The 26,589-nt window shown below is 55.5% G+C and carries 24 protein-coding genes; 10 read left to right on the top strand and 14 right to left on the bottom strand.

Going from position 1 to position 26,589, the window contains the following annotated elements; translation table 11 throughout:
* Positions 1-3 precede the first annotated feature (3 nt).
* Genes hcaD through hcaE form a run of 5 tightly spaced genes read right to left on the bottom strand, consistent with a single transcriptional unit; the run spans position 4 to position 4,197 of the window.
* The gene (gene hcaD, locus FDW97_RS09485; protein WP_137350956.1) at positions 4-1,182 is read right to left on the bottom strand and encodes a phenylpropionate dioxygenase ferredoxin reductase subunit; all 1,179 of its coding nucleotides are present in this window, start codon (positions 1,180-1,182) and stop codon (positions 4-6) included.
* Positions 1,183-1,191: 9 nt separating this feature from the next.
* Complete coding sequence (gene hcaB, locus FDW97_RS09480) at positions 1,192-2,004, bottom strand: 3-phenylpropionate-dihydrodiol/cinnamic acid-dihydrodiol dehydrogenase (protein ID WP_137350955.1); 813 nt, start codon at positions 2,002-2,004, stop codon at positions 1,192-1,194.
* A complete protein-coding gene (gene hcaC, locus FDW97_RS09475) occupies positions 2,001-2,321 on the bottom strand; it encodes a 3-phenylpropionate/cinnamic acid dioxygenase ferredoxin subunit (RefSeq protein ID WP_038642667.1) in 321 nt (106 codons plus the stop codon). Before hcaC ends, hcaB begins: the two co-directional genes overlap by 4 nt.
* Positions 2,321-2,839, bottom strand: coding sequence for a 3-phenylpropionate/cinnamic acid dioxygenase subunit beta (gene hcaF / locus FDW97_RS09470; protein ID WP_087856403.1), 519 nt, complete (start codon positions 2,837-2,839; stop codon positions 2,321-2,323). Before hcaF ends, hcaC begins: the two co-directional genes overlap by 1 nt.
* Positions 2,836-4,197 (bottom strand): 3-phenylpropionate/cinnamic acid dioxygenase subunit alpha, encoded by a 1,362-nt coding sequence (gene hcaE / locus FDW97_RS09465; protein ID WP_137350954.1) that lies wholly within the window; start codon positions 4,195-4,197, stop codon positions 2,836-2,838. Before hcaE ends, hcaF begins: the two co-directional genes overlap by 4 nt.
* 135 nt (positions 4,198-4,332) lie before the next feature.
* Between hcaE and hcaR the strand changes: the two genes are divergently transcribed.
* Positions 4,333-5,226 (top strand): DNA-binding transcriptional regulator HcaR, encoded by an 894-nt coding sequence (hcaR, locus tag FDW97_RS09460; protein ID WP_137350953.1) that lies wholly within the window; start codon positions 4,333-4,335, stop codon positions 5,224-5,226.
* Positions 5,227-5,229: 3 nt separating this feature from the next.
* Here the strand turns inward: hcaR and FDW97_RS09455 are convergent, their stop codons facing one another.
* Positions 5,230-6,423: an ROK family transcriptional regulator gene (locus FDW97_RS09455; protein ID WP_137350952.1), complete on the bottom strand. Its 1,194-nt coding sequence runs from the start codon at positions 6,421-6,423 to the stop codon at positions 5,230-5,232.
* A 114-nt stretch (positions 6,424-6,537) separates the two neighbouring features.
* On the opposite strand from FDW97_RS09455, the gene FDW97_RS09450 reads away from it, so the two are divergent.
* The 4 genes from FDW97_RS09450 to FDW97_RS09435 all read left to right on the top strand — a co-directional run bounded on the left by FDW97_RS09450 (position 6,538) and on the right by FDW97_RS09435 (position 13,395).
* Positions 6,538-9,804 carry a DUF5107 domain-containing protein gene (locus FDW97_RS09450; protein WP_137350951.1) on the top strand — a complete coding sequence of 1,089 codons (3,267 nt, stop codon included), beginning with the start codon at positions 6,538-6,540 and terminating at the stop codon, positions 9,802-9,804.
* 72 nt (positions 9,805-9,876) lie between these two features.
* Positions 9,877-11,316 carry a sugar porter family MFS transporter gene (locus FDW97_RS09445; RefSeq protein WP_087856406.1) on the top strand — a complete coding sequence of 480 codons (1,440 nt, stop codon included), beginning with the start codon at positions 9,877-9,879 and terminating at the stop codon, positions 11,314-11,316.
* The gene (locus FDW97_RS09440; protein WP_137350950.1) at positions 11,316-12,158 is read left to right on the top strand and encodes an aldose 1-epimerase; all 843 of its coding nucleotides are present in this window, start codon (positions 11,316-11,318) and stop codon (positions 12,156-12,158) included. The genes FDW97_RS09445 and FDW97_RS09440 overlap by 1 nt, the downstream gene beginning before the upstream one ends.
* A gap of 88 nt (positions 12,159-12,246) precedes the next feature.
* Positions 12,247-13,395 (top strand): 3-phenylpropionate MFS transporter, encoded by a 1,149-nt coding sequence (locus FDW97_RS09435; RefSeq protein WP_038642652.1) that lies wholly within the window; start codon positions 12,247-12,249, stop codon positions 13,393-13,395.
* On the opposite strand, the gene csiE is transcribed toward FDW97_RS09435, so the two are convergent.
* Positions 13,390-14,667 carry a stationary phase inducible protein CsiE gene (gene csiE / locus FDW97_RS09430; RefSeq protein ID WP_038642650.1) on the bottom strand — a complete coding sequence of 426 codons (1,278 nt, stop codon included), beginning with the start codon at positions 14,665-14,667 and terminating at the stop codon, positions 13,390-13,392. The genes FDW97_RS09435 and csiE overlap by 6 nt on opposite strands.
* 63 nt (positions 14,668-14,730) lie before the next feature.
* On the opposite strand from csiE, the gene FDW97_RS23415 reads away from it, so the two are divergent.
* Positions 14,731-15,045 carry a hypothetical protein gene (locus tag FDW97_RS23415; protein WP_170973667.1) on the top strand — a complete coding sequence of 105 codons (315 nt, stop codon included), beginning with the start codon at positions 14,731-14,733 and terminating at the stop codon, positions 15,043-15,045.
* Positions 15,046-15,278: 233 nt separating this feature from the next.
* On the opposite strand, the gene FDW97_RS09420 is transcribed toward FDW97_RS23415, so the two are convergent.
* From FDW97_RS09420 to FDW97_RS09395, 6 genes are all read right to left on the bottom strand, one after another.
* Positions 15,279-15,878, bottom strand: coding sequence for an SIS domain-containing protein (locus FDW97_RS09420; RefSeq protein ID WP_085049316.1), 600 nt, complete (start codon positions 15,876-15,878; stop codon positions 15,279-15,281).
* Positions 15,875-17,512, bottom strand: coding sequence for an FGGY-family carbohydrate kinase (locus FDW97_RS09415; RefSeq protein WP_038642646.1), 1,638 nt, complete (start codon positions 17,510-17,512; stop codon positions 15,875-15,877). The genes FDW97_RS09420 and FDW97_RS09415 overlap by 4 nt, the downstream gene beginning before the upstream one ends.
* Before the next feature lie 17 nt (positions 17,513-17,529).
* On the bottom strand, positions 17,530-18,483 hold the full coding sequence (locus FDW97_RS09410; RefSeq protein WP_038642644.1) for an ABC transporter permease: 954 nt from the start codon (positions 18,481-18,483) through the stop codon (positions 17,530-17,532).
* Between the two features lies 1 nt (position 18,484).
* Positions 18,485-19,474: an ABC transporter permease gene (locus FDW97_RS09405; protein ID WP_038642642.1), complete on the bottom strand. Its 990-nt coding sequence runs from the start codon at positions 19,472-19,474 to the stop codon at positions 18,485-18,487.
* Positions 19,467-20,975: a sugar ABC transporter ATP-binding protein gene (locus FDW97_RS09400; protein ID WP_069324450.1), complete on the bottom strand. Its 1,509-nt coding sequence runs from the start codon at positions 20,973-20,975 to the stop codon at positions 19,467-19,469. Before FDW97_RS09400 ends, FDW97_RS09405 begins: the two co-directional genes overlap by 8 nt.
* A 103-nt stretch (positions 20,976-21,078) precedes the next feature.
* Positions 21,079-22,062: an autoinducer 2 ABC transporter substrate-binding protein gene (locus FDW97_RS09395; protein ID WP_038642638.1), complete on the bottom strand. Its 984-nt coding sequence runs from the start codon at positions 22,060-22,062 to the stop codon at positions 21,079-21,081.
* Between the two features lie 417 nt (positions 22,063-22,479).
* Here FDW97_RS09395 and FDW97_RS09390 point away from each other — a divergent pair, with 417 nt between their 5' ends.
* Entirely contained in the window at positions 22,480-23,118 is a 639-nt protein-coding gene (locus FDW97_RS09390; protein WP_069324451.1) for a DUF1007 family protein, read from the top strand.
* A complete protein-coding gene (locus tag FDW97_RS09385; protein WP_137350949.1) occupies positions 23,109-24,089 on the top strand; it encodes a nickel/cobalt transporter in 981 nt (326 codons plus the stop codon). Before FDW97_RS09390 ends, FDW97_RS09385 begins: the two co-directional genes overlap by 10 nt.
* Positions 24,090-24,193: 104 nt before the next feature.
* On the opposite strand, the gene suhB is transcribed toward FDW97_RS09385, so the two are convergent.
* Positions 24,194-24,997 carry an inositol-1-monophosphatase gene (gene suhB / locus FDW97_RS09380; RefSeq protein WP_003835237.1) on the bottom strand — a complete coding sequence of 268 codons (804 nt, stop codon included), beginning with the start codon at positions 24,995-24,997 and terminating at the stop codon, positions 24,194-24,196.
* Between the two features lie 118 nt (positions 24,998-25,115).
* Between suhB and trmJ the strand changes: the two genes are divergently transcribed.
* On the top strand, positions 25,116-25,847 hold the full coding sequence (gene trmJ / locus FDW97_RS09375; protein ID WP_069324453.1) for a tRNA (cytosine(32)/uridine(32)-2'-O)-methyltransferase TrmJ: 732 nt from the start codon (positions 25,116-25,118) through the stop codon (positions 25,845-25,847).
* Positions 25,848-26,020: 173 nt separating this feature from the next.
* The gene (gene iscR, locus FDW97_RS09370) at positions 26,021-26,512 is read left to right on the top strand and encodes a Fe-S cluster assembly transcriptional regulator IscR (protein WP_003037674.1); all 492 of its coding nucleotides are present in this window, start codon (positions 26,021-26,023) and stop codon (positions 26,510-26,512) included.
* Positions 26,513-26,589: the final 77 nt, after the last annotated feature.

Raw genomic sequence — 26,589 nt, 5'->3', positions numbered from 1 at the left:
CAGTTATAGTGACTTAAGCAAGATTGTTTCATCGACTAAAGCCGCCACTGGCGGCTTTTTCTTAGCCTGAATCCATTTCCGCAATAAGCGCATTTCCCGGCCCTGGTTCAACGTCACTGCGCCGACAACGACGTCATTCTGCAAACTAAACCATATTGCTTTCTGCGCATCAGGATCGCCACGTACGAGCCAACTTTCTCCCTGCATTTCACCAACAAATTGCAGGTTATCACTGTATTGATCGGTCCAGAACCAGCCCGGCGTGGCTTCTGGCAGGGGTAAACCGAGCATAGCAGCAGCGGCAACTTGCGCCTGGCAGTTGGCATTTTCCCAGCTTTCGATGCGCCTTAACGAACCGTCCGGCTGGCGAGTGAGCGCCACATCACCGGCGGCGAAAATGACCGGGTCGGAGGTGGTGCAGGCGCTATCGACAATAATACCATTGGCCGTTTCCAGCCCCGCGTCGCGGGCCTGCGTATCGTTCGCCACGATGCCGATGCCGTAAACGACCGCATCGGCCTTCAGTATTTCGCCGTTTTGCAGCGTGAGCGTGAGAAATTCTCCCGCTTCAGCGTGCTCAATGGCGCTATTGAGCAGCATTCTCACCCCGGCCTGCTGATGGCGGGCTAACAGATAGTCGCGCACCGGCGCAGGCGCATTGCGGCCCATCACCGTTGATGCCAGTTCGACTACCGTCACCCGGCAGCCGCGCAGGGTGGCGCTGGCCGCCAGCTCCAGGCCAATGGTGCCCGCGCCGACAATCACGAGCGATTTTCCTGGCTGTAGCGCAGCCCGGAGACGCTCGGCATCTCCCGCATGACGTAGGGTAAAACAGCGCTCGCCCAGCGCATCCAGCAGCGGTAGCGGTCTGGCGGCGGCCCCGGTAGCCAGCAGCAGCTGAGTCCAGCGGTAGGTTTGCCCATCGGCGAGCGTTAACGTACGCGAGGCGCGATCAATCTCGCGTAGCGTAACGCCCAGATGCAACTGCACGTTGTGTTCCTGCCACCAGCTGGCGGGCAGAACCGGCTGAAGCTGCGGGTTATCGTCCAGCAGCATGGCCTTCGAGAGCGGTGGGCGCTCGTAAGGTAAATGCATTTCGTTGGAGAAAAGATGCAGCGGCCCGCTAAAGGCCATCGCTCCCGCCTGGCCGCCGCCGATGATGGCAATAATCTGTTCGTTCATGATGACTCCTTACAGATCCAGACCAGCTGCGACGTGCCGGATCCCACGGATCCCCAGACCGGCGTCGGCATTGATCATCACGCCGCTTAGCGTACGGTTGTTGCGGCGTGAAGCCAGCATCACGTACGGGCCGGTGAAGTCAGCCGGTTCCGGGAAGAACTGCAGCGGCAGAATGGCGGCAATTTTCTCCGGCGTCAGCGACTGCATAATCGAGGTATCGTTCTGACCGAGCGCCTGCGGGCCGCGCAGATCGGTCGCCATGCCGCATGGGCCGACACCGTTCACCCGCACTTTGGGGGCGAGTTCGTAGGCCAGTTGGCGAATCAACCCGGTGGCCGCGTGCTTGCTGGCGGTATACAGGGGCCCGCCGCCGCCGGGATACCATGCGGCGTTAGACAGGGTAAAGATGATGCTGCCTTCGCTGGCGATTAATGCCTGGGCGCAGGCTTTGGCGCCCAGCAGATAGCCCAGCACGTTAACGTTAAACAGCTCGTGGAAGCCGCTTTCCAGCGCCTCGGCGGGCGTATTGACCAGCGAAGCGTTGTGATCCCATATACCCGCGTTGCCGATAAAACAGTCCAGCTTGCCGAAGGTGGTGAGGAGCCGATCCACCGCGCGCTGGTAGTCGGCATAGCAGGTCACGTTGCCTTCCACCGCCAGTACGTGTTCACCAAAGCGCTGGCGCAGGCTGGCAATCTTCGCTGCGGACAGCTCGAGCGTGGCGACTTTAGCACCTTCTTCAATAAAGCGTTCTACCAGCGCCAGCCCCAGCCCGGAGCCGCCGCCAGTAATAAACACAACGTTATCGCGTAAATCGCTCATCTGGCCTCCTCGGGTAAATCAATAAACACCTCGCCGCCTTCCACATGCACCGCATAGGTGGTGAGCGGATCGGTGGCGGGCAGGCACAACGCTTTGCCGGTTTTCAGGCAGAAGCTGGCGGCGTGCAGCGGGCACTCCACCGTGGCGTCGTCTTCCAGATAACCCTCCGACATCGAGGCGTTACCGTGGCTACAGCGATCGTTAATGGCATAAAACTCACCGCCAACGTGAAACAGCGCGATGACGGGAGAGGTTTCCAGCCGGAGGGCTTCCCCCTCCGGCAGCTCCGTGGCGGAGCAGGCAAATATGCGGCTCATCAGAACAGTACACTCAGGTTGTGGGAGGTGATCACCGCCTGATCGAGCACGATCTCACGCTCCAGTAAGCGCCATTCGTCGCCCGGCAGACGACGGACCTTATCCATGCGCGTGCCGACGTAGAACGTCTCGTCACGCTCTTTTTGTGCGCGGTACAGCAGATAGTTCAGGCGCACGGCGAACACGTCCGGCTGGTCGGTTTCGCTCACCTGCAGGTTGCTGATCATGTGGCGGGTGCGGGAAGGTGGCTCTTCGGCCCACGCCATGCCGGTTTCCAGCCGCGCGATACGGCGTTCAAGCTGGTCTTTATTGTCGTTGAAAATCCAGGTGGTCGGCGGCTGTACGCCTTTACGGCGGTCGCGCGTCTGGGCATTCACCGTGGTGCGCATGGTGTAACGTATGTCGTCATCCAGTTGCGCCAGCCAGCCGCGGAACTGCCAGTCGTCCAGCAGACGCGCTTCTTCATACAGGAACTGACTGATGCGGTGATGCAGCTCAGGGGAGACTAACGCGCTCATTTCATCACCTCCTGCTGGTATGCGGCGGTTTTTTCCTGCACTTCCTGCCAGCTTTCGCTGCTTAATAAATCGGCCCAACGCTGATACATGCCGCGGGCAGCGGTTTCCGAGAAGATGTAGTTAGTGATCCCCGGAATGCCGTCTTCACGACGTTTTTCCTGGCCGAGACCCATCTCCAGGCACAGGTTGGTGTTGCGTGCCCGGTGGCCTTTGAGCAGTTTTTGAATCTCACACCAGTTTTCCGAGTCGTCCTGCTCAAGGAACCCTGCCGGGCCGAAGGCGCGGGTGGCGCTGTTTTCAAAAGCGGCTTTGACGTCATCAGAGGCGGCTTTATCGGCGATGCAGAACGCCCATACTTCGACTTTGTCCGGCCCGCGCGGATGCCAGACGCGCAGCGTGGCGGTACCGTTCAGCCAGGAGAGCGTGGGGAAAATATTGTTGTGACCGGCGAGACGCAGCGCGCGTACCTTACCCAGACGCCGCTCGGCCTCTTCATAGGTATCGCGATAGTAGCTGGAGACTTCGCCGTCGACCCAGACGTTGGCGTCCGGTTTCTCGGTAAAGAAGAAGCCGCTGCCGTGTCCATCCTGGCCGAACTGTAGCGCGTCTTTGGCGGTTTCCCACACCGGGCGGGCGGTTTGACCGTCTCCCAGGCGTTTGTCGCTGCCGTCGTCTTTCGCGCCCAATACCTGTACGGCAGAGGCGTGGCTGAACAACGCGTGATACTGGTCACTGGCGAACTGTTCGGCGGGGAATTTCCAGTTACAGTCGATGGTCCACTTCTGTACGCCGCCGACGATTTCAGTGCCGCCTTCACGGCGATCCAGCACGCCGTCGAGATACCAGGCGATGTCGCCGAGATAATCGCGAAGATTCGGCGCGGTGGTATCCCAGTTACCGAAAATCAGCCCTTTGTAGCTCTCGACGCATGGCACTTCGTTCAGCCCCCAGTGGGATTTGCACAACCCTTGTGGGTAGGCGCGCGGCTCCAGCGGCACGTCGATCAGCTCGCCGTTAATGCCGTATGACCAGCCGTGATACGGGCAGGTGAAGGCGCGGGTGTTACCGCAGTCGGCATAACTCACGCGCATCGCGCGGTGGCGGCACTGGTTGAGAAACGCTTTGATGCTGCCGTCCTTCTGGCGCACCACCACCACGGCGTCTTCGCCCATATAAGTGTTAAAGAAATCGCCCGGTTTGGGGATTTGGCTTTCGTGGGCGAGAAACAGCCAGCAGCGTCCGAAGATGCGTTCCAGCTCCAGTTGGTAAATTTCAGGGTCGGTATAAATACGTGGGGTTACGCGACCGTTTTGCGTGTCGATCAGTCGGTAGATGTCTAAATTTGAGGGTATGGTCATATTTTTTAATCCTGAAAGCTAAGATGTATTGACCTTCTTTTTTTGTACCCTAAGGATGTTGCTGGTTAGTTATCAATCTGTGAAATAGTAAATTTCTACCAGTTGAGACATTTTTTCGATAACAAGGAGAAGGGCATGGAACTGAGGCACTTACGCTATTTTGTGGCGGTGGCGCAGGCGCTGAATTTCACCCGGGCGGCAGAAAAACTGCATACCTCTCAGCCCTCGTTAAGCAGTCAGATCCGCGATCTGGAGACCTGTGTGGGGGTTCCCTTGCTGGTGCGGGACAAGCGCAAAGTTGCGTTAACGGCAGCAGGTGAATGTTTTTTACAGGATGCGTTGGTTATCCTCGCGCAGGCGGAAAATGCCAAAGTTCGCGCCCGTAAAACGGTGCAGGAAGATAACCATTTCGCCATCGGCTTTGTCCCTTCCGCAGAGGTAAATCTGTTGCCCAAAGTGCTGCCTTTGTTTCGTTTAAAACAACCGGATATGCATATTGAACTGGTCAGTTTGATCACCACTGAGCAGGAGGAGAAGATCCTGCGCGGAGAGCTGGACGTTGGCTTAATGCGTCATCCGGTTTACAGCCCGGAACTGGATTATCTGGAGCTGATTCATGAGCCGCTGGTGGTGGTATTACCGGTGAATCATCCACTCGCTAATGAGAAAGCGATATCGGCACAGCAACTGCACGGCGTCAATTTTGTCAGTACCGATCCGGCCTATTCCGGCGCGTTAGCGATGATTGTCAAAAACTGGTTTCAGCAGCAAAAAAGCCAGCCCAATATCGTGCAGGTGGCGACCAATATTCTGGTGACCATGAACCTGGTCAGCATGGGGTTGGGGGTGACTTTGATACCCGGTTATATGAATAATTTTAATACCGGGCAGGTGGTTTTTCGCCCTATTGTTGGCGATGTTCCAACCATTGCGCTGCTGATGGCGTGGAAAAAGGGGGCGCTGAAACCGGCGCTGACCGACTTTATCGCCACGGTGCATGAACGTTTAGCCGTGAGCGTTGTGGATTAACGACTACAGCTCGCTAAGCTGCGACTCGACATACAGATAGCCGATGCCCATCAGTTGCTGAGCGCGATTAAGCTTACCGAAACCGATCTGCGTTGCCCGGGCTCGTGGGTTATCGCCATGATCGAACGGATTAAATCCGGTTTGCTGCACCAGCGTATTGAGCCAGCTCTCGCCGAAGGCGCAGCTACGACCATACAGCCAGATTTGATTAATATTTAATATATTTAGAAAATTGTACAGACTCAGGCCAATGGCGCTGGCGGCATGTTCGGCCCACGCCTGAATGCGAACATCTCCGTGCCTCCAGGCATTAATAAGCTGGTCGGTCGTCAGCGTTTGGGGATCATACAGGGATGTCGGTTGCGATTTCATCCACACGCGAGCCTGCTTTTTCAGTGCGCTTAATGACGCCACCGTTTCCAGACACCCATAACGGCCACAGTCGCAGGCAACCCCGTCCGGATCAATTATTGTATGGCCAATCTGACCGCTGCCGTACAAACTGCCCCGCCAGATGTTATCGTTAATGACAAACGATGAGCCAATGCCGTAATCAACGTTAATCACACAAAAATCACCGTTAGCCGCCGGATTTTGCCACTTTTCCGCCAGCGCCAGCATCACGCAGTCATTGTCCAGCCGGACCTGCACACCAAGCATCTCCTCAAGCAGGTATTTTATTTCCACCGGTGTTTTCCACGGAGCCTGAGGCATGGTTTTTGATGCGCCGGTAATCGGATCAACCTGGCCGTGCACGCCCAGCGCCAGATTAATCGTAACCTCTGGAAATTGCCGACGGTATTCTCGCCAGTGTGTCGCCAATGCCGCCAGTAGCGCTTTTGGCGTATCAGGATTAATGACCTCATGGTGCCAGTCACCGACGGCCACCAGACGCGCGTCCGCCAGTTGGCTGGTGATGCTGGTGGGGGTGACGTTGATGCAGAGCGTCCAGGCACCTGTTTCTGGCAAATGATAACTGCCGCTACTCAAACCGCGCTGGCTTAACGTCTCTCGCGAATGGCTGATTCTCCCTTCATCCATCAGCTCTTCAAGAATATTGCTGACCGCCGGGATCGACAGACTGGTCAGCTGCGCCAACTGCGACTTGCTAAGCTGTTTTTCCCGCCATAGATGCGACAAAAAGATCTGTTTATTTGCTTGACGTACCCTGGCGTTATTGAATCCCGAACGCTGCATACACTTAACTTCCTTTACTATATTGCGTGAGCATTGCGCATTTTAACGCCACTTAACTGCCGCAGAATAGCCTCAGGTTAAATTTTTACTTTTGTTTATTGAGTGGAGAGCGGCATGTACGGTTCAGTTAAAGTCTGGCAGGAAACGATCACCCTCCCAACGTGGACGGTGGGTGAAGAAGACGCTAACCCGATGTTTCTGGAGAAAAGGGTATATCAGGGATCCTCTGGTGCGGTTTATCCCTACGGCGTGATTGATACCCTGACCGGCAAGCGTGAAATGCGCGACTATCAGGCGGTGTGGATGGAGAATGACTTCATTCGCATCATGCTGCTGCCGGAATTAGGCGGACGTATCCATCGTGCGTATGACAAAGTGCAGCAACGTGATTTCGTCTACTACAACGAAGTGGTGAAACCAGCGTTGGTTGGCCTGCTTGGGCCATGGATCTCTGGCGGCATTGAGTTCAACTGGCCGCAGCATCATCGTCCAACCACCTTTATGCCGGTTGATTTTACGCAACAGCAGGGCGAGCAGGGCGAATATACCGTGTGGATGGGGGAGGTCGAACCCATGCGTGGTTTACAGGTGATGACCGGATTCACACTGTATCCAGATCGCGCGCTGATCGAAATAACCGGGAAGGTGTTTAACGGTAACGCCACGCCGCGCCACTTCCTGTGGTGGGCGAATCCGGCGGTGAAAGGCGGCGACGATCATCAGAGCGTGTTTCCGCCGGATGTAACCGCGGTATTCGACCACGGCAAGCGCGATGTTTCAGCGTTTCCTGTCGCTACTGGCACCTACTACAAAGTGGATTACTCGGCGGGTGTGGATATCTCTCGCTACAAAAACGTACCCGTTCCGACCTCTTATATGGCGGAAAAATCGGATTATGACTTTGTCGGCGCCTGGCACCACGGCGAACGCGGTGGATTACTGCACGTGGCGGACCACCATGTTTCGCCGGGGAAAAAACAGTGGACCTGGGGATACGGCGACTTTGGCGTTGCCTGGGATCGTAATCTCACTGATGACAACGGTCCGTATATCGAACTGATGACCGGGGTCTTTACCGATAACCAACCGGATTTCACCTGGCTTGCGCCGTACGAAGAGAAAGTTTTCGTGCAAAACTTCCTGCCCTACAGCGAACTTGGCATGGTGCAAAACGCCAGCACGCAACTGGCGCTTCGGCTGGTGCGTGAGGGAAGCCAACTTTCAGTGGGCGTTTATGCGATAGCGCCGCTACGCGATGTTCAGGTTACGCTTGCGGCACACGGGGAGGCGTTCTTTGAGAATACACTCACCCTTGAGCCGGGGCAGAGCTGGTTAGCCGATGTGTCTGACAATGGCCATGCCCGGGTAACGATGACCGTCACTCGCGCCGATGGCTCCACGCTTTTACAGTACGAAGAGCACATGGCGCAAGAGTTACCACTACCCTCGGCGGCCAGCGCGCCAGCTCAGCCAGAAGCGATTGCTAATACCGATGAACTCTATTTTATTGGTCAGCATCTGGAGCAGTACAACCACGCCAGCCGCTATGCCGAAGACTATTACCGCCGCGCGCTGGAGGTCGACCCGCTTGATTATCGCAATAATGTGGCGCTGGGGACGCTGGCGCTAAACCGCGCGGACTGGGCATTAGCAGCCCATTGCGCGGGCAAGGCGCTGGAACGGGCGCACAAGCTCAATAAGAATCCGCGTGATGGCGAGGCGAGTATGCTGCTGGCCGCCGCGCAGGAACGCCAGGGCGACGATGAAAGCGCCTGGGATAATTATTATAAGGCGAGCTGGAGCGGCAACTGCCGGGATGCGGCTTTCTGGTCGTTAGCGCGCCTGGCGATGAAACGTCAGGACTATGCCGGCGCGTTGGAAAAAGTCGAGCAGAGCCTGCGTTTTAACGGCAGTAATAACCTGGCGATGGGACTGAAAGCGCTGGCGCTGGCTAAGCTTGATCGCAATGCGCAAGCGCTGGAATACATTCGCCAACAGCTGATTGATTATCCGCTGAGTTACACCCTGCACTATGCACGCTGGGCTATTTGTCAGGATGAAGCGACGGCACAGGCGCTAATCTCGATTACCGGGCGGCGCGGTACCAACGCGTGTGAACTGGCTGGCTGGTTGATCGCATTGGGGCAAAAAGATGCTGCCCGTGGCGTGCTGGAACTGCTCGACAGCCAGGAAACGCTACCGATGCTGTGGCGCGCTTCGCTGAGCGACAATCCGCAACCTTTTATCGAACGAGCGCGTAAGTGTCTGCAAAATCGCGTCCGTTTTCCCAATACGCTGGATGAAGTACAGATGCTGCAAACCCTCGAGCAGAGCGCTTTTGCCCGTTATTTGCTCGGCTGTTTCTGGTACAGCAAACGCTGCTATGACGAGGCGGTCTCCTGCTGGCACTTTACCCTTGCGCAGGAGCCGGATTTTGCCCCAGTGCATCGCTTATTGGGTATCTATGCCTGGAACAAACAGCACGATGCACAGCAGGCGATGCAGTATCTGTCGCAGGCCGTAGCACTGGAGCCGCAAAATGCCCGTTTCCTGTTCGAACTCGACTATCTCAAAAAGCTGATGGCGCAACCGGCTGAACAGCGTTTGCAACGACTGGAAGCCAGCAAAGATATTGTCTTCCATCGTGACGATCTGACGGTGGAACTGCTTAGTCTGTGGAATGGATTGGGGCGCTACGACGAGGCCGCGGCAATCTTACGTGAGCGTGTATTTCATCCGTGGGAGGGAGGAGAAGGCAAAGCCACCGGGCAATATCTACTGAATCAGATGCATCGCGCACTGGAGGCCGTTCAGTCGGGCGACCCGCAAACCGCCATCACGCAACTGCAACAGGCGCTGCACTACCCGCAAAACCTTGGAGAGGGGCGCCTGCCTGGGCAAACGGATAATGACATCTGGTATTTGCTGGGTTATTGCGCCCAGCAGCAGGGGCATTTCGAGGAGTCCCGGCGCTATTTCTCCCGTGCCACGCGTGGCGGTAGCTCACTGGATGCCGGACGTTACTACAACGACCAGCCGGTGGACTATCTCTTCTGGCAGGGTATGGCGCAGAGAAAACTTGGCGATGATGCACAGGCGGACGCTCTGTTCAACAGCTTCCTGCAATGGGTTGAGTCGCATCGCGACAACGTCCCGGATGTCGATTTCTTTGCCGTATCGCTGCCCGATCTGGTGGTGCTGGATACCTCAGCACAAGCAAAACACCAGCAACACTGCCTGTTTATCAATGCGCTTGGGCATCTGGGGCTGGGAAATAGTTCTGCTTGCCAGCGCGATCTTGATGAGCTTCTGCAACTCAATCCGGCACATGACAAGGCGTTACTGCTGCGTCACGCCATTAACGTAAGGCTGTTCCAGTAATACCCGAAACGGGTGGGGGCAACCTCACCCGAAACCTTCTGTCCCCTGCGTTTCCCTGAAAGAGGAATCATAATGAATAACGCGCAGACACATTTAAAGATTGGTTACGTCTGGACTATCTGCCTGGTTGCCGCCTGCGGTGGTTTACTGTTTGGCTATGACTGGGTGGTGATCGGCGGGGCAAAGCCCTTCTATGAAGCTTATTTTTCGATTACCGATCCGGCGCAATCTGGCTGGGCGATGAGCTCGGCGCTGGTTGGTTGTATCTTTGGTGCGCTGATTTCCGGCTGGTGCGCCGATAAGTTTGGCCGAAAGATGCCGCTGATTCTCTCGGCAATCCTTTTTAGCGCTTCAGCCTGGGGAACAGCAGTTGCCAGCAATTTTGACATGTTTGTTGTCTATCGCATCGTTGGCGGCGTGGGGATTGGTCTGGCATCCGCGCTAAGCCCGCTGTATATCGCTGAGGTCAGCCCGGCGGAAAAGCGTGGTCGCTTTGTTGCCGTTAACCAACTCACCATCGTCATTGGCGTCCTGGCGGCGCAGCTTATCAACCTGATGATTGCCGAGCCTGTCGCTACAGGCGCTACGCAGCAGGCGATTGTGGAAAGCTGGAACGGTCAGACGGGCTGGCGCTGGATGTTTGGCGCTGAATTAGTGCCCGCGGTAATTTTCCTGGTGCTGATGTTCTTTGTCCCTGAATCGCCGCGCTGGTTGGTGAAGGCAGGAAAAGCCGAACGTGCGCGCACCATGCTGCAGCGCATTGGTTCGGCGGAATATGCCGGGCAAACGCTGAAAGAGATTGAACATACGCTACAAAAAGATAACCACAAGGTCGCGTGGTCATCACTGTTACAACCGCAGATCAAACCGATAGTGATTATTGGCATGGTGCTGGCAGTGTTCCAGCAGTGGTGTGGGATCAACGTTATTTTCAACTATGCGCAGGAGATATTTGCTTCTGCCGGATTCGACATCAACGGCACGTTAAAATCGATCGTAGCGACCGGGATCATCAATCTGGTCTTTACCCTTGCCGCTCTGCCGCTGGTGGACAAAATTGGGCGTCGTAAACTGATGCTGTTTGGTGCATCAGGGCTGACGGTTATCTACATACTCATTGCCGGGGCATACGGGTTGGGCATTCTGGGCTGGCCGGTTTTGGTACTGGTGCTGGCGGCGATCGCCATTTACGCCCTGACGCTGGCCCCGGTAACCTGGGTGCTGCTGTCCGAAATTTTCCCCAACCGTGTTCGCGGGTTAGCGATGTCGTTCGGCACGCTGGCGTTGTGGATTGCCTGCTTCCTGCTGACCTATACCTTCCCACTGCTGAATGCGAGTCTGGGCGCATCGGGAAGCTTCCTGCTCTACGGTGTGATTTGCGCGATGGGCTTTATCTATATTCTGCGTAATGTGCCGGAAACCAAAGGCGTGACGCTGGAAGCGCTGGAGGAACAGCTGGCGGCGCAGCATACGAAAGTTGGCGCATCAAGCCAACAACGAAGCGCCCGCTAATGAATTCTCTGCTGATGCTTCAAAACGCACATCTACGGATGTGCGTAGATCCGCAGGGCGGTTCGCTATTGAGTCTGGTTTCGTTACAACATCAACGGGCAATATTACGTGAAGGTCATGGTCAGCAGCCCGGTGATTGCGGCCTGTTCCCGATGATGCCGGTGGCAAACCGGGTGGCGGGCAACCGTTTTATGCTACGTGGGGAAGAGGTTGTGCTACCGCACCATGAGGCGGATGAACACTTCTTCCTGCACGGTGACGGCTGGCTGCAGCGCTGGCGGGTTATCACCGCGACACCAAGCGGTTGTTTGCTACAGTTGCGCAGTTGGCATCCCTGTGGCTACGACTATACGGCGCAGATTTGCTACCAACTGGAAGCGTCGAGCCTGCATGCTTCATTGACGCTCACCCATTGCGGGGAACGACCGATGATCTATGGCTGCGGGTTCCATCCGTTTTTCGCCTTTGATACGTACAGTACGGCCCAGTTCACTGCCAGCGGCTACTGGCCGGAGGGGGAACAGCATCTGCCACTGGACTGGCAAAGTGATATTCCACCCGCAGCGGATTTTATGCATGCGCAATACGGTGAAGATGCCTGGTTGAATGTGGGTTATTCTGGCTGGAGCGGGCGGGCCGTTATTCAGCGCGATGTGATGAAAGTCTCGATTTTAGCGCAAACTCCGTGGCTGATGCTGTTCAGAATGTCGGGTGAACCATTCCTGTGCCTGGAGCCGCAGACGCATCCGGTGAATGCCCACCACATGCAGGGGCAGCCGGGATTGCAGGTTTTAGCGCAGGGAGAACGCTGTCATTTTGCGATGCAAATTTGCGTCGAATAGGGCGAAAATCATGTTATCTGCCTGTTAATGGTCTCTTGCGCCAGCCAGAGTTTATCGCCAGACTACCGTCTCCAAACGGGAGGGATTCATGGCTTTGCATTCCACGCGCTGGCTGGCGCTCGGTTATTTCACCTATTTCTTTAGCTACGGTATTTTTCTGCCTTTCTGGAGCGTCTGGCTCGAAGGGTTGGGGCTGACGCCGGAAACCATTGGTTTACTGCTGGGCGCGGGGCTGATTGCCCGTTTTCTCGGTAGCTTGCTGATTGCGCCGCGCGTGAGCGATCCCTCTCGTCTGATTACCGCTTTACGTATTCTGGCTCTGTTGACGTTGGTGTTTGCGCTGGCCTTCTGGGCGGGGACCAACGTGGCGTGGCTGATGGTGGTGATGGTCGGATTTAACCTGTTTTTCTCACCGTTGGTGCCGCTGACTGACGCGCTGGCTAACACCTGGCAAAAACAGATAACCATGGATTACGGGCGGGTTCGACTGTGGGGATCCGTGGCCTTTGTGATTGGCTCTGCGCTGACCGGTAAGCTGGTGAGCCTGTTTGACTATCGGGTGATCCTTATTCTGCTGTCGCTTGGCGTCGCCTCAATGCTGCTGGGCATGATGATTCGTCCGAGCGTGCAGCCAGCTGGTGAAAACCGTCAGCAGGAGAGTGCGGGATGGCCCGCATGGCGCGCGTTAATAACGCAAAGCTGGCGTTTTCTTGCCTGCGTGAGTCTGCTGCAGGGCGCGCATGCCGCCTATTACGGTTTTAGCGCCATTTACTGGCAGTCTGCTGGTTATTCCGCTTCGGCGGTGGGCTATTTATGGTCATTGGGCGTGGTGGCGGAAGTCATTATCTTCGCGCTTAGCCACAAGCTGTTCCGCCGCTTTAGCGCCCGCGATCTGCTGTTGCTTTCCGCCGTTTGCGGCGTGGCGCGTTGGGGGCTGATGGGCTGGAGCACCGAACTACCGTGGCTGATTGTGGTGCAGATCCTGCACTGCGGTACCTTCACCGTCTGCCACCTGGCGGCAATGCGCTATATCGCGGCGCGACAGGGCAGCGAAGTGATTCGTTTACAGGCGGTCTATTCCGCGATAGCGATGGGCGGCAGTATCGCCATCATGACCGTTTTCGCTGGCTACCTGTACCAAAACCTGGGCAGCGGCGTATTCTGGGTGATGGCGCTGGTGGCGCTACCGGCTATCGTGCTGCGCCCGAAAGTGGTGGCGCAGCCTGCGACGTTATGATTCGAGGATTTTGCGGATCTGCTGCTGCTGGTGAGACGTCAGCGCCAGATCCGCATGAATCAACGGCGGTGAAAACAGCGGCAGCGGCGTAGTGTACGGTGTGACGATCAGCGTTACGCCGCGCGGCGCACCCTCTTTTTGAAAGTCCTGCATTGGCATATGTTTTACGTTGAGCGGCAGTAGCGTCAGTTCGCGTAGCTGCTGTTCTATATGCGCTTCGAGTTGTTCATTACTGCCGGTCAGCAGGATAATCTGCTTTTCGTGCAAATCCTTCTCCTGCATCAGCCAGGCACCGAAAATCACCGCTACCAGACCGATCTCTTCTTCTGAAAATTGCACTTCGTATTCCGCTTCGAATCCGTGTATCGCCTCGCGGGTGGTGCGAACCAGCCGGGGATAAAGTCGGCTGAACTCCTCCGGCAGCGTGTTATCAATACCAATGGCAAACAAACTGCGGTTCAGGGCCTGGGCAAGGTGGATATACAACTGGTCGTTCAGCCCTTGTTCATCGCTGAAGCGAACGTTGCCATACTCGCGAAAACGCAACACCAGCCGCGCGATAGCCAGACGCAAACGGCGATCCTGCTGGTGGTTATCGCGGATGGGATCGGGGATGCGAATCATTGAGAACAGCAATGCCATAAACAGCGATTCGCCCGGCGGCGCACTTTGCATGACGTGACGTTGCCAGTGGCGGGCAATCTCCTCAGCCAGAGCGTACTCCGCGCAGGATTGCGCCCAGCGCTGCTGGAGCGGATTAAACTCCGGGGTGATCCCCGCGTGATGTTGCAGCAGGCAGTATTGTAAAAACAGCCGCAGGAACTGGATATCACGGCACTCAAAGGGTTTTTGCAAGCGTCGGGAGCAGAGGTTAATCAGCGCATGCAGATTGGTGTCATCATACAACGTGCGCGCTATGCCCTGCTGTTTAAGCGCCATTTTCAATGTGGGTGTGAAATGTTGCGTGATAAACGTCGGGCAGATCCGCAGGCCACGGCGCAGCCAATGCAACAGGCACAGCCGCTGGTTCAGCGGGGCGCCTTCGATCGTATAGCCGCCATTCTGGGCGGAAGTAATGGCGAGCCGATGATAGCGCTGGATTTCGAGCCCCGCGCCAATGATATCCTCCTGAACGGTGGCATCATCGACGCCATTGAGACTGCTGAAGGTCTGCGCGGTAGCAATCTGCCCCGGCAGAAAAAGCGTCAGCAGTACCTGGCAACGGCGTTGGGGAGCGGAAAGTACAGATGGCGGGGCGAGCGTTGACATCATCTGTAGAATCTCCCGTGAGTATGTTTGATAAGAATAGTTAAAGTTTGCGCATAGATTTGCGGAATGGAAAGCTTTACGCCAGGAATGCTGGGGAGCGTCACAGAATTTTTAACGTGCGGAACAGATAGCGGTAGTGAAACGCAGCGCGTTAACCCACTTTTTCACGGTTTTATCTTTAGTTTACATATAAAAGAACTGGTAGAGATGTACTGCATGGCTGTTAAACATTATGGAGAACATGTGATTCCGGATCGGGGTGTCGCTTCAGCGCTCTTGCTTTTAGCTATATCCGTTTTGCTGTTCAGATATTTTCAAATAAAAATACAGGTGGTCAGGTGTGGGCTGGTCCGGCTGAAAATTGCCGACGTGTTTCCGTAAGGCCGGGAGAGCCAGCATGGATGCTGGCTCAGGGCGCGCTTTGCAAGGACGCTACCTCGCGCCCGGCCCGGTAGCCTGGAGGAATAAGCGGAGGGAACCACGAAGTGGCAATTTTCCCGCCGGGAGCCGGGATTGTTAAGGGTACGGCGATAGTACCCTTAACACGTTCACAGGCAGTATCGTTTCAGAGAAGTGAATAACATAAGGTGAACGTAACAATACACCGGATGCCGTTACTGCCCACGGCGCAGCGTTAATCCCACATCGCCGCCGGGATGCACCGCCAGCAGTGTCTCCTTTGAGTAGCCGCTTTCACTCATCAGACAGGCGCAGGCGGCGTCAAAGATAGCCAGAACCAGCAGAATTGAGGTCGTCGCCAGCATGTTCAGCGGGTCGGCCTCACGCTGTACGCCGGTGGAAATCACCAGCCTCGAGGCTTTAGCGATGGCCGAATTGGCGTTTTCCGTCACGCTCAGGATCGGCACATTTCTCGCCGCCAGCCCAGGCAGCAGCCGGGTAAGTTCATCCGAATTGCCACCGCGCGACAGCATAATAACCAGGTCGTCGGCGCGTAAAAAACCCAGATCGCCGTGCGCCGCATCGGTGGCATTGAGATAAATCGCCGGGCGCTCCACGCAGGCGAGCATATGCGCGACTTTACGCGCCGCAATGCCGGAGGTACCGACGCCGGTAACGACGATTTTCCCCTGGCACCCGCGCAGTTCCGCCATCAGCGACTGCCAGACCGGCTCAGTCAGATGCTGTCCCAGTCCCGCAAGGGCATCGCTGTAGATCTGGAATACGCCGGTGGCTTGAGACCATGAGTTACTCATGCCTCCTCCTGCATCAACTGGCGATATTTCATATGATCCTGATACATCTCGTGGAATACCCGATATTTGCGATCGTAGTACTGCTTAATACGGTTGGTTTGCGGGGTGACCGTTTTACCAATCCGGCTCATCGCCGACATCGCTTCCGGGAAGGAGTCAAAAACGCCTGCGGCGATGGTTCCCATCATGGCGCCGCCCAGCAGCATGGCTTCACTCTCTTCCGGCAATAGCATCGCGCAGCCAGTGGCGTTGGCATGCTCCTGAACGAAGATCGGGTTTTTCGTGCCGCCGCCGCTGGCCATAATCGTATCGATGGTGTAGCCGCTTTGATTCATCGTTTCAATAATATGCCGGGTACCGAGGGCAATGGCCTGGATGGTCGCCAGATACTGTCGCGCCATATCTTCCGGCGTGCGCGACAGCTTAAGTCCGGTGATTGCACCCGTAAGCGTTGGGTTGGCGCGCGGCGAGCGGTTGCCGTGGAAATAGGGCAGGATATGCATATCGCGGGTCAGGAAGGCGATATCTTCCGGCTCACCGGCCATTTTACGCAGCAACGCATTCAGCACTTCATAAATGGTCTGCCCTTGGGACTTAGCCTGCGCCAGTAGGGTGTCGTAGCACGGATGCGACTGAATTACGTGGTCGATTAACGCCCCCGTAGCCGACTGCCCGCCTTCGTTGAGCCAGTATTCCGGCAGTACGGCAGAGTAGTAAGGCCCCCAGACGCCGCCGATAAAACGCGGCTCTTTGGAAATCGCCATGTGTCCGGTGGAGGTGCCGCCAATCAGTGCGATACGACGGTCGAAATCCGGCACCTCGCCAGAAACGCCGCTGGCGCCGAGTGTGCCGAGCGTACCGGCGTGGGCATCAATAATTGATACGCTGACCGCGGTGCCGGGGATGAGTCCCATTTCGCTGGCGGCGCGCGCTGACAGCCCATGGCCGAGCGGTTCGCCCATGGTCTTCACGTAACGGCCAATTTTGGCGGCATCGTGCTCCAGCAAATCTTCCAACCCAATCTGGCGGAAATAGCTGGCATCCCATTTATCTTCATGACCCATATAGGTCCATTTACACACCGTCGAGCACAATGAGCGCGTGTCATCGCCCGTTGCCCGCCAGGTGAGGAAATCAGGCAGGTCAAAGTAGTAACCGGCGTTAGCCCAGGTATTGGGCATATGCTGCTTCAGCCACAGCAGTTTTGGCGTTTGCATTTCCGGGGAGATAATACCGCCCACATAGTCCAGCACCCGATGATGCAGGGCGTTAATGCGATCGGCCTGAGTAATGGCGCGATGGTCCATCCACACAATAATGTTCTGTTCACTGCGCCCGGAAGGGCTGATGGTCAGCGGGTTGCCTTCTTTATCCAGCACCACCAGTGAACAGGTGGCGTCGAAGCCCAGACCTTTCACCTGGATAGGATTGATATCCGACTGGTTAATCGCATCGCGTACCGCGTTACACACAGCCTGCCAGATGTTATCGGAAGACTGCTCAACAAAATCGGCCTGCGGACGGTAAATCTCGATGGCCCGACTGGCCTGACCGACCATTCTGCCGTTGAGATCAAACACGCCAGCGCGGGCGCTTCCGGTTCCGACATCCACACCAATAAAGTAACTTGCCATAATTTTTTCTCCTGAAATCAGGCTTTACGATTCTGTAATGCGATAAAGAGGATCAGCACCGCGCCCCACAGCGCCATCGTCAGATAGCTGCTGACCCCCAGCAAGTTAAGGCCGCTTTCCAGCATTTGCAGCACAATCAGCGCCAGTACCAGGCCGATAATGCGTCCGAAGCCGCCGTCCGGATTGATACCGCCGAGCACGGAGGCAAGGATGGTGACCAGCAGGTAGGATTCACCGTATCCGGCTTTTGCCGAGTTGAATTTCGCCATCATCAGAATGGCGGCGACCCAGCCGAGCAGGGCAGAAATAACGTACACCGAAATTTGTACCCGTACGGTATTCACACCGCTGTAGCGGGTAGCCTGCTCATTGGAACCGACGAGATACAGGCTGCGCCCAAGCGTGGTGTGCTCCAGCAGCACCCACAGCAGGATTGCCACGAGGAAAAAGAGCAGCAGTGCCACCGGAATACCGGCAATCGTCGCGTTACCAAGGTATTGAATGGCGGTCGGGAAGCCGGAAATCACCGTCCCGTTGGAGAGCAAAATATTCAGCCCGGAGATCAGCGTCATCGTGCCGAGGGTGGCGAGAATAGGCGAGACGCCGACCCAGGCAATTAAAGCGCCGTTGAGCGTGCCGATAGCCACCGCCACCGCTGCGCCTGCAATCAACGCCAGCGCCAGAAACAGCGGGTTATCCGGGTGGGTGACGATAATCGCCGCCATCACCAGCGAGCAGGCGTTCGCACCGGCAATAATCGACAGGTTAATGCCGCCGGTCAGCATGGTCATACCCATCCCGAGGGCCAGCATGCCGAGGATTGGCAACTGCGAGCCGATCGACTGGAAGTTAGCGACGCTGAAAAAACGGCTGCCGAGCAGGGCCGAGAAGACCAGGGCGACGACCACAATAATGACGCATTGCAGACGAATGATGGCATCACCGGGTAAAAATCTGGCGATTGTTTTCATCTCAAAGCTCCCTTGCCAGTTTACGTTTTTCGTTCCAGGCCGTGGCGCTAATGCTGACCAGGATAATGGCGCCGCTGAACACGGTGTGCCAGTAAGAGGAGACGCTCAGCAGCGTCAGACCATTTTGCAAGAACGCCAGCAGCACAACACCCAGTAGCGTTCCGGTTAACGTACCGCGCCCGCCGCTCATGCTGGTGCCGCCGAGCACGACCGCCGCCAGCACCGTTAACTCAAAGCCGAGCAGGGAATTGGGGGCAACAGACTGGGTGATTTGCGCCTGAACCACGGCGGCAACGCCTGCCAGAATGCCCATATAGCCATAGACGTAGAAATGCAGCTTCAGCAAATTCAGCCCCAGGCGCGAGGCCGCGTCGCGGTTGCCGCCCATGGCGTAAACCTGACGGCCAAGACGGGTATAGTTCATCAGCACGGCGGTAAAGATGATCACCGCCGCCAGGCACAGCAGGGGCAGGGTTAAACCGTAGTCGTAGCCGTCTGTCGCGGTGAACGACAACCAGTTGATACCGTTCATAAACCAGTCCGGGAAGCCGTACAGCCAGGTACCCTTGGTGGCATAAACCAGCAGGCCGTAGTAGACGTTTAGCGTGGCGATGGTAATGATGATCGCCGGAACGCGCAGCCAGTACACCAGGAAGCCATTAATCAGCCCAAGCAGCAGACCTACCGCCATTGCGATGGTTAAAGCCAATATGAAGTTGCCGCCGTGAGCGATCACCCAACTGGCCATCGCATACTGGGCAATCGCGGTCATCGCCGGAAATGAGATGTCGATCCCGCCGGAAATCAGCACCACAAACAGCCCGCAGGCGAGAATGCCGAGAATCGCGTAACTGGTGGCGACATCTGTGAGATTGCCCAGCGACAGGAACTCATCGGTACTGACGCTCAGCCCGACGGCGAGCGCCACGACCAGCAGGCCCAGCCAGAATTCATGTTGCCCGATTAAACGGGAGAGACGCAGACTATTCATTGATTACCTCGACCACTTCAGCAATCTCCTCTTCACGGCAGTGATGAGGATTAAATTCCGCCACCAGTTTGCCGCGGCGCATCACCAGCACACGATGGCTGTTGTAATACGCTTCCGGGATTTCATCGCAAATCATTAGTACCGCCATTCCCTGTTCCGCCAGATCGCGGGCTATCTGGTAAATCCCCTCTTTGTTGGCGATATCCACGCCGACGGTAGGGGAGTCGAGGATCAGGATGCGCGGATGGGTTGCCACCCATTTGGCAATGGCAATGCGTTGGGCATTACCGCCGGAGAGCGTTTTGACCGGCAGATGCGGATCGGAGACTTTAATGTTCAACTCACGGATCAAATCGGCGACCAGCTTTTGCGCTTTACGATGATCGAGCAGACCGCTGCCGGTATGCAGTTGGTCAAACACCGTGACGATGGTGTTGTCATAGATCGACTGCTCCATGATCAACCCCTGCGTCAGGCGATCTTCTGAGACATAGCCGATCCCGTGTTTGATGGCGTCATGGTTATTGCGCAGAGTAACCGGCTGACCGTTAATGCGCATTTCGCCGCTTTCCGGATGGGTCATGCCGAACAAACTGAGGCAAAGCTCGGTGCGACCGGCACCCAGCAGACCGACAATGGAGACAATCTCACCGCTATGTAGCGATAAATTGATGTTCTGATATTTCCCCCGGCGGCTGAGGTTGCGTAGCTCGAGCAGCGGCTCTTGCTCAATAGCGGGTCTTTCCGGCAGCGGGCTGTAGTGGAAGCGTTGTCCGGTCATCAGGAAGGCCAGTTCGTGACTGTCGAGTTCGCTGGCTGGGTATGTTCCTACCAGTTTGCCGTCGCGCATCACGCTGATACGGTCCGCCACTTCCATCACTTCATCCAGACGGTGGCTGACAAACACCACGCAAATCCCGGCCGCTTTCAGTTCGTTGACGACCCGCAGCAGACCATTGACCTCCTGGCGGGTTAACGAAGCGGTGGGTTCATCCATAATCACCAGACGCGCATCGGCGGCAATAGCGCGGCAAATGGCGACCAGTTGCCGGTCGGCAATCGACAGTTTTTCGACTTTTTTATCGGGATCGATGTTCACGCCGATGCGTTTCATGGCGGCCAGCGCCTGCTGTTTCATCGCGCCACGGCGTACCCAGATATCGCCACCGGGCAGATAGCGGTTGACCGCGATATTTTCAGCGACGCTAAAGTTAGGGAATAACGACAGGTCCTGATAAATAACCTGAATACCATAATGGGAAGAAAGCTGCGGCGTCAGGTGATGGAATAATTTACCATCGAGTAAAATCTGCGCGCCTTTTTCCGGATGATACACCCCAGAGATCACTTTAATAATGGTGCTTTTACCACAGCCGTTTTGACCCGCCAGACAGTGAACTTCGCCTTTTCTCAGCGTCAGATTCACGTTATCCAGCGCCAGCACGCCCGGGAATTGTTTGCTGATATTCTCAAGAGTGATAAATGCGGTGGTGTCTGTCATGGACAATACCCCTGCGCACGTCCGCATGGACGCTAAGTGTTAGTTTGGTTGATAGCGCCGACCAGACGGTCGGCGTTAAGGTTCCCTGGTGTCGGCTAAAGCCTTAGAAACCGAGTGATTGTGCGTTGTCTTTGGTGACTTCGAGGATCTTGTTAAAGCGGATCACTTTCTTCTCCGTGTCGATATCGGCTTTCCCTAAACCATCAATACTCAAATCGGCGTTAACTTCTTTACCCTGCAACAGCTGGTCGGCCACCGTTACCAGCGCGTATCCCGCGTCTTTTGGATCCCACAGCAGCGCTTTTTTGATATCGCCGCGCATCAGGTACGGCGCAGCCTGTGCTGGCATGGCGATCCCGACGACGGCGATTTTATCTTTGGCGCGTTTTTTCTGCACCGCCTGGCCCGCTCCGATTGGACCCAGCGAGCCGAAGCCGATAATGCCCTTCATCTGCGGATAGGTTTTCATCAGGTCCAGCGTGGTGGCGTAGGATTTATCGATGCTTTCCGCGACCGGCAGACGTGAAGTGACCTCGAACATTTCGGGATATTTTTCTTTTTGGTACTTAATCGCAAAATCGGCCCACGCGTTATGCAACGGTACCGTCAGCGAACCGACATAGATGGCATAACCCCCTTTACCGCCCATACTTTTCGCTAATTCATCGACGTTAGCCTGCGCATATTTTTCACTGTCGATGGTTTCAATATCCCATTGACCAATCTGCTCGTCCGGGGATTCGTGCGTCAGCACCACGATGCCTTTATCGCGCGCTTTTTTCAGCACCGGCTCAAGGACCTTGGCATCATTCGGTACCACGATGATCGCGTTAACGTTTTTGGCGATCAGATCCTCAATGACTTTCACCTGTTGAGCCGGATCCGGCGTGGAAGGCCCGGTCTGGTAAGCATTCACATCCAGTTTTTTTGCTGCTTCATTAACGCCGGTTTCCATCCGGTTAAACCACGGAATCCCGGTGACTTTGGCAACCACAGCAATTTCATATTTTTCCGCCGCAAAGGACGTGCCGGACAACATGCATGCAGAAACCAGGGTTGCACTGAGTAATGCGAGTTTGAATTTCATAGTTGTACCTTTCGTAGGGGGCAGGACATGTCACGGGGTGAAGTTAACTACGAATGGAAGAGGGAATGAATCATAAGTTCTGTGAATGTGATCTATGTCCGTTATTGTAAATTTAAAGAAAAATATTGGTTAAATATTGGTTAAATTCATGGGGTTTTATATCCATACCAGCAAAATTATTGTTAATAAATAATTAAAATAAAACTTTTAATTAACAATTTATTATCATTTTGCATAAGTTGTGGCGACGAAAAGGGATTCAGACGGGTGTTGCTGGAGAAAGAATTGTCGAAATTGAGAACTGAATCGATACCGGAAAAGGGGGCTCAACATTTTTTCGTTCAATGTTATCCTCAGCACTCTTTCGCCAAACACACCATTATTTCTGGCGGCCTGGATTTTTATCGTGGAGAAGTCATGCAGCGTGTTAAGCACATCATTGTAACGTTGTTTCTTGCTGTCCTGTCCTTTGGCGCAGGTGCGCATCCCCACAGCTTTATCCATTTGAAAACCGAGATAGTGAGCGAGAATAATCAGTTCGTGGCGCTGAAAATGCGCTGGACGATGGATGAAATCACCTCGGCAGATCTGCTTTACGATGCGGGGAATGCTAAACCTGGCTCGGAGATCTGGAAAAAACTGGCGGCGGAAGTGATGGCGAATGTGCTTGGGCAGCATTATTTCACTGAAGTGTGGCATGAAGGGCAAAAGGTAAAGTTTAAAAACAGGCCGACGGAATACGGCATGGAACGTGAGGAACATCAGGCGGTGCTGACGTTCGTTCTACCCTTAGCTGAACCACAGCCGCTGAGTGGTCAAAAATATACCATTTCAACCTTCGATCCGACCTACTATGTGGACATGAGCTATGACCAGGATAGCGATGCCCGGCTGTCGCAGGCGATCAGCCAGCAATGCCGTATTTCAGTACACACCCCGACGCCGAATGAACAAACGCTGATCTTTGCGCAGTCGCTGGATAAAGAAGACGCCCCGCCGGAGGATATGGAGTTGGGTAAACAGTTCGCACAAACGGTAACGCTGCAATGTCAGTAGTTTATCAACCACGACCCACCGGACGTCGCTGGCTCACGCTGTGGCCGCTGGCGCTATTTTTGCTGCTGGCGGCAGGCGGCATACTGTGGCTATGGCTGGCCTGGCCGCAGGTGATGATGAAAAGCATCGTCTGGCAGCGCGAAGTAAACCAACAGATGAGCGGATTGCTGAAAGCGGTTGCTGCCAGTCCGACTCAGGCAGGGGGATCGCTGCTACTGTTTAGTTTTCTCTACGGCGTTCTGCATGCGCTGGGGCCGGGACATGGAAAAGTGGTGATTACCACCTGGCTTGCGACGCACCCGTCAAAACTCAAATCCAGTATCGGCCTGACGCTGGCGTCGTCTTTATTACAAGGACTGGTCGCGATTGGTCTGGTCGTTATCGTGCTCACCGTCTTGCAGTTGCCTGCGCGGCAACTGCATATGAGCAGCTTCTGGCTGGAGAGAGGGAGCTATGTGCTGGTGGGCGTGTTAGGCCTGCTGCTGTGCTGGCGGGCGCTGAAAAAACTGCGCTTATTGCTAAAGCGGCCAACGTTTACCGCCTTCACGCCGCGCCATGTGCATCACGACGGCTGTGGCTGCGGGCATCAGCATTTACCGCAGCCGGAACAGGTGCAAAGCGGTGATGACTGGCGCGCCCGGCTGATGATTATTCTGTCTATGGGGATGCGCCCATGCTCCGGGGCCATCATGGTACTGCTGTTCAGCAAAGTGATTGGCGTCTTTTACTGGGGCATGGCGTCGGCGCTGGCGATGGCGGCGGGCACCTCTTTGACGATTACGTCACTGGCTTTATTGGTACACAGTTTCCGCACGCTGGCGGTGAGACTTAGCGGGCATAAAGCGCCGGTGCTGTGGCGACAGATTGGCTGGACGACGCTGGCGTTAGCCGGGGGCACGGTATTAATTGCGGCAGCGGTGGTGATGTGGATGAGCGCAGTGCCGGTGGGGCGAGGGATAAGACCGTTTTAGCACTGTTGTAGGATGAATGCCTGATGGCGCTTCGCTTATCAGGCCTACGGGGAACTTCCCAGGTAGGCCGGATAAGGCGCTAGCCGCCATCCGGCATCAAACGATTAGCGCTTCAGCGCGTCGCTCAGTTCGTCACGCATGTTAGCCAGCATGGCTTTCACTACGCGCGGGTTACCTGCAACGATGTTGCCGGTCGCCATGTAGTTATGGCCGCCGGTGAAGTCGCACACCAGGGCGCCAGCTTCACGCGCTATCAGCTCGCCTGCGGCGAAATCCCACGGGCGCAGACCAATTTCGAAATAACCGTCAACGCGGGCTGCGGCAACGTAGGCCAGATCCAGCGCGGCAGAACCGGTACGGCGGAAGTCAGCGCATTCGGTAAACATGTTGCCAAGGATTTTCATGTAAGAAGCGGCGTGTTGTTTCGCTTTGAACGGGAAGCCGGTGGCAATGATGGTGCCGTCCAGATCGCGAGCCGTGCTGCCACGCAGACGGTAACCGTTAAGCTGCGCGCCCTGACCGCGGGTTGCGGTGAACAGTTCATTACGCATTGGATCGTAAACAACGGCAACCTCAGTACGGCCTTTAATGCGTACTGCGATAGATACCGCGAAGTGCGGCAGGCGTTTTACGAAGTTGGTGGTGCCATCCAGTGGATCGATAACCCATTGAACATCCAAATCTTCACCAACATGTTCACCGCTTTCTTCGGTGATGATGGTGTGCTGTGGGTAAGATTTGCGAATAGTTTCGATAATAATCGCTTCGGCGGCTTTATCGACGTTAGTCACGAAATCATTGCTGCCTTTCTGGCTGGTTTCTACAGAGTCTGGCGTTTCGTAGTGTTTGGCAATTACATTACCCGCCTTGCGCGCTGCGCGCACGGCGATGGTCAGCATCGGATGCATCGGTCTCTCTCACTGGATGTTAAAGAACGGGAAAACGGCGCAGAGTATAGCAGCGAGTTCGGAATATGTCTTCGTTTTATGATAATATGCCCGAATAATCTTTAGCCGAAGAAATACAATGCTGCAAAATATTCGAATTGTGCTGGTGGAAACCTCTCACACTGGCAACATGGGCTCTGTGGCCCGCGCAATGAAAACCATGGGTTTAACCAATCTGTGGCTGGTTAATCCACTGGTCAAACCGGACTCGCAGGCCATCGCCCTGGCGGCAGGCGCCAGCGATGTGATCGGCAGCGCGCAGATCGTCGATACCCTCGATGAAGCGCTGGCGGGTTGTAGTCTGGTAGTAGGCACCAGCGCGCGTTCCCGTACGTTGCCGTGGCCGATGCTGGACCCGCGCGAATGCGGCTTAAAAAGCGTCTCTGAAGCGGCGAATACGCCGGTGGCGCTGGTATTTGGTCGTGAACGCGTTGGCCTGACCAACGAAGAACTGCAAAAATGCCATTATCACGTCGCCATTGCCGCGAACCCGGAATACAGTTCGCTCAACCTGGCGATGGCGGTGCAGGTTATCTCTTATGAAGTCCGCATGGCCTGGCTGGCGACGCAGGAAGGTGATAAGAGCGTCGAATATGAAGAAGCTGAGTATCCGCTGGTGGATGATTTAGAGCGTTTTTACGGTCATCTGGAACAAACGCTGCTGTCGACCGGGTTTATTCGCGAAGGCCATCCGGGACAAGTGATGAACAAGCTGCGCCGTCTGTTTACGCGCGCGCGTCCTGAGAGTCAGGAGCTGAATATCCTGCGCGGGATTCTGGCATCTATCGAACAGCAGAATAAAGGCAAGTAAGCGAAACGCCTCCTGCAAGTGAAAACGGCACTGAAGGTTAAATACCTGACTAAATTAGTCAAGTAAATAGTTGACTGATTTAGTCGGGAATGTCAGACTTGCCCCTGCTATGCAATACCCCCATTTTACAATAAAAAACCCCGGGCAGGGGCGAGTTTGAGGCTAAGTAAGACATGAGACTGACATCAAAAGGGCGTTATGCCGTGACCGCAATGTTGGACGTTGCGCTCAACTCAGAAACGGGCCCGGTACCGTTGGCTGATATTTCTGAACGTCAGGGAATTTCCCTGTCATATCTGGAGCAGCTGTTTTCCCGTTTGCGTAAAAACGGTCTGGTTTCAAGCGTACGTGGACCAGGCGGCGGGTATCTGCTGGGTAAAGATGCCGGCAGCATCGCAGTAGGTGAAGTCATTAGCGCTGTCGACGAGTCTGTAGATGCGACCCGTTGCCAGGGCAAAGGCGGTTGTCAGGGCGGTGATAAATGCCTGACCCACGCGCTGTGGCGCGATCTGAGCGATCGTCTGACCGGTTTCCTCAACAACATTACGTTGGGCGAACTGGTGAATAATCAGGAAGTCCTGGATGTGTCTGGTCGCCAGCACACGCATGACGCTCCACGCACTAATCGTGCTCAAGACGCGATCGACGTTAAGTTACGCGCATAATAAAAGTATTTTAGAATCAGGCCGGGGTGTTAAACGCCCCGTTAACTCGGTCGTACATCCAGCCGGTTGCCTGGTTC

This window comes from Citrobacter sp. wls708 (assembly GCF_005281255.1).
Lineage (GTDB): Bacteria > Pseudomonadota > Gammaproteobacteria > Enterobacterales > Enterobacteriaceae > Citrobacter > Citrobacter werkmanii.
The sequence above is the reverse complement of the archived record's forward strand: the minus strand, read 5'-3'. Positions and strand labels throughout refer to the sequence as shown.

Excerpts from the sequence above, each read along its gene's own strand:
- hcaD (WP_137350956.1), bottom strand. The coding sequence starts at position 1,182 with ATGAACGAACAGATTATTGCCATCATCGGCGGCGGCCAGGCGGGAGCG.
- hcaB (WP_137350955.1), bottom strand. The coding sequence starts at position 2,004 with ATGAGCGATTTACGCGATAACGTTGTGTTTATTACTGGCGGCGGCTCC.
- hcaC (WP_038642667.1), bottom strand. The coding sequence starts at position 2,321 with ATGAGCCGCATATTTGCCTGCTCCGCCACGGAGCTGCCGGAGGGGGAA.
- hcaF (WP_087856403.1), bottom strand. The coding sequence starts at position 2,839 with ATGAGCGCGTTAGTCTCCCCTGAGCTGCATCACCGCATCAGTCAGTTC.
- hcaE (WP_137350954.1), bottom strand. The coding sequence starts at position 4,197 with ATGACCATACCCTCAAATTTAGACATCTACCGACTGATCGACACGCAA.
- hcaR (WP_137350953.1), top strand. The coding sequence starts at position 4,333 with ATGGAACTGAGGCACTTACGCTATTTTGTGGCGGTGGCGCAGGCGCTG.
- FDW97_RS09455 (WP_137350952.1), bottom strand. The coding sequence starts at position 6,423 with ATGCAGCGTTCGGGATTCAATAACGCCAGGGTACGTCAAGCAAATAAA.
- FDW97_RS09450 (WP_137350951.1), top strand. The coding sequence starts at position 6,538 with ATGTACGGTTCAGTTAAAGTCTGGCAGGAAACGATCACCCTCCCAACG.
- FDW97_RS09445 (WP_087856406.1), top strand. The coding sequence starts at position 9,877 with ATGAATAACGCGCAGACACATTTAAAGATTGGTTACGTCTGGACTATC.
- FDW97_RS09440 (WP_137350950.1), top strand. The coding sequence starts at position 11,316 with ATGAATTCTCTGCTGATGCTTCAAAACGCACATCTACGGATGTGCGTA.
- FDW97_RS09435 (WP_038642652.1), top strand. The coding sequence starts at position 12,247 with ATGGCTTTGCATTCCACGCGCTGGCTGGCGCTCGGTTATTTCACCTAT.
- csiE (WP_038642650.1), bottom strand. The coding sequence starts at position 14,667 with ATGATGTCAACGCTCGCCCCGCCATCTGTACTTTCCGCTCCCCAACGC.
- FDW97_RS23415 (WP_170973667.1), top strand. The coding sequence starts at position 14,731 with ATGGAAAGCTTTACGCCAGGAATGCTGGGGAGCGTCACAGAATTTTTA.
- FDW97_RS09420 (WP_085049316.1), bottom strand. The coding sequence starts at position 15,878 with ATGAGTAACTCATGGTCTCAAGCCACCGGCGTATTCCAGATCTACAGC.
- FDW97_RS09415 (WP_038642646.1), bottom strand. The coding sequence starts at position 17,512 with ATGGCAAGTTACTTTATTGGTGTGGATGTCGGAACCGGAAGCGCCCGC.
- FDW97_RS09410 (WP_038642644.1), bottom strand. The coding sequence starts at position 18,483 with ATGAAAACAATCGCCAGATTTTTACCCGGTGATGCCATCATTCGTCTG.
- FDW97_RS09405 (WP_038642642.1), bottom strand. The coding sequence starts at position 19,474 with ATGAATAGTCTGCGTCTCTCCCGTTTAATCGGGCAACATGAATTCTGG.
- FDW97_RS09400 (WP_069324450.1), bottom strand. The coding sequence starts at position 20,975 with ATGACAGACACCACCGCATTTATCACTCTTGAGAATATCAGCAAACAA.
- FDW97_RS09395 (WP_038642638.1), bottom strand. The coding sequence starts at position 22,062 with ATGAAATTCAAACTCGCATTACTCAGTGCAACCCTGGTTTCTGCATGC.
- FDW97_RS09390 (WP_069324451.1), top strand. The coding sequence starts at position 22,480 with ATGCAGCGTGTTAAGCACATCATTGTAACGTTGTTTCTTGCTGTCCTG.
- FDW97_RS09385 (WP_137350949.1), top strand. The coding sequence starts at position 23,109 with ATGTCAGTAGTTTATCAACCACGACCCACCGGACGTCGCTGGCTCACG.
- suhB (WP_003835237.1), bottom strand. The coding sequence starts at position 24,997 with ATGCATCCGATGCTGACCATCGCCGTGCGCGCAGCGCGCAAGGCGGGT.
- trmJ (WP_069324453.1), top strand. The coding sequence starts at position 25,116 with ATGCTGCAAAATATTCGAATTGTGCTGGTGGAAACCTCTCACACTGGC.
- iscR (WP_003037674.1), top strand. The coding sequence starts at position 26,021 with ATGAGACTGACATCAAAAGGGCGTTATGCCGTGACCGCAATGTTGGAC.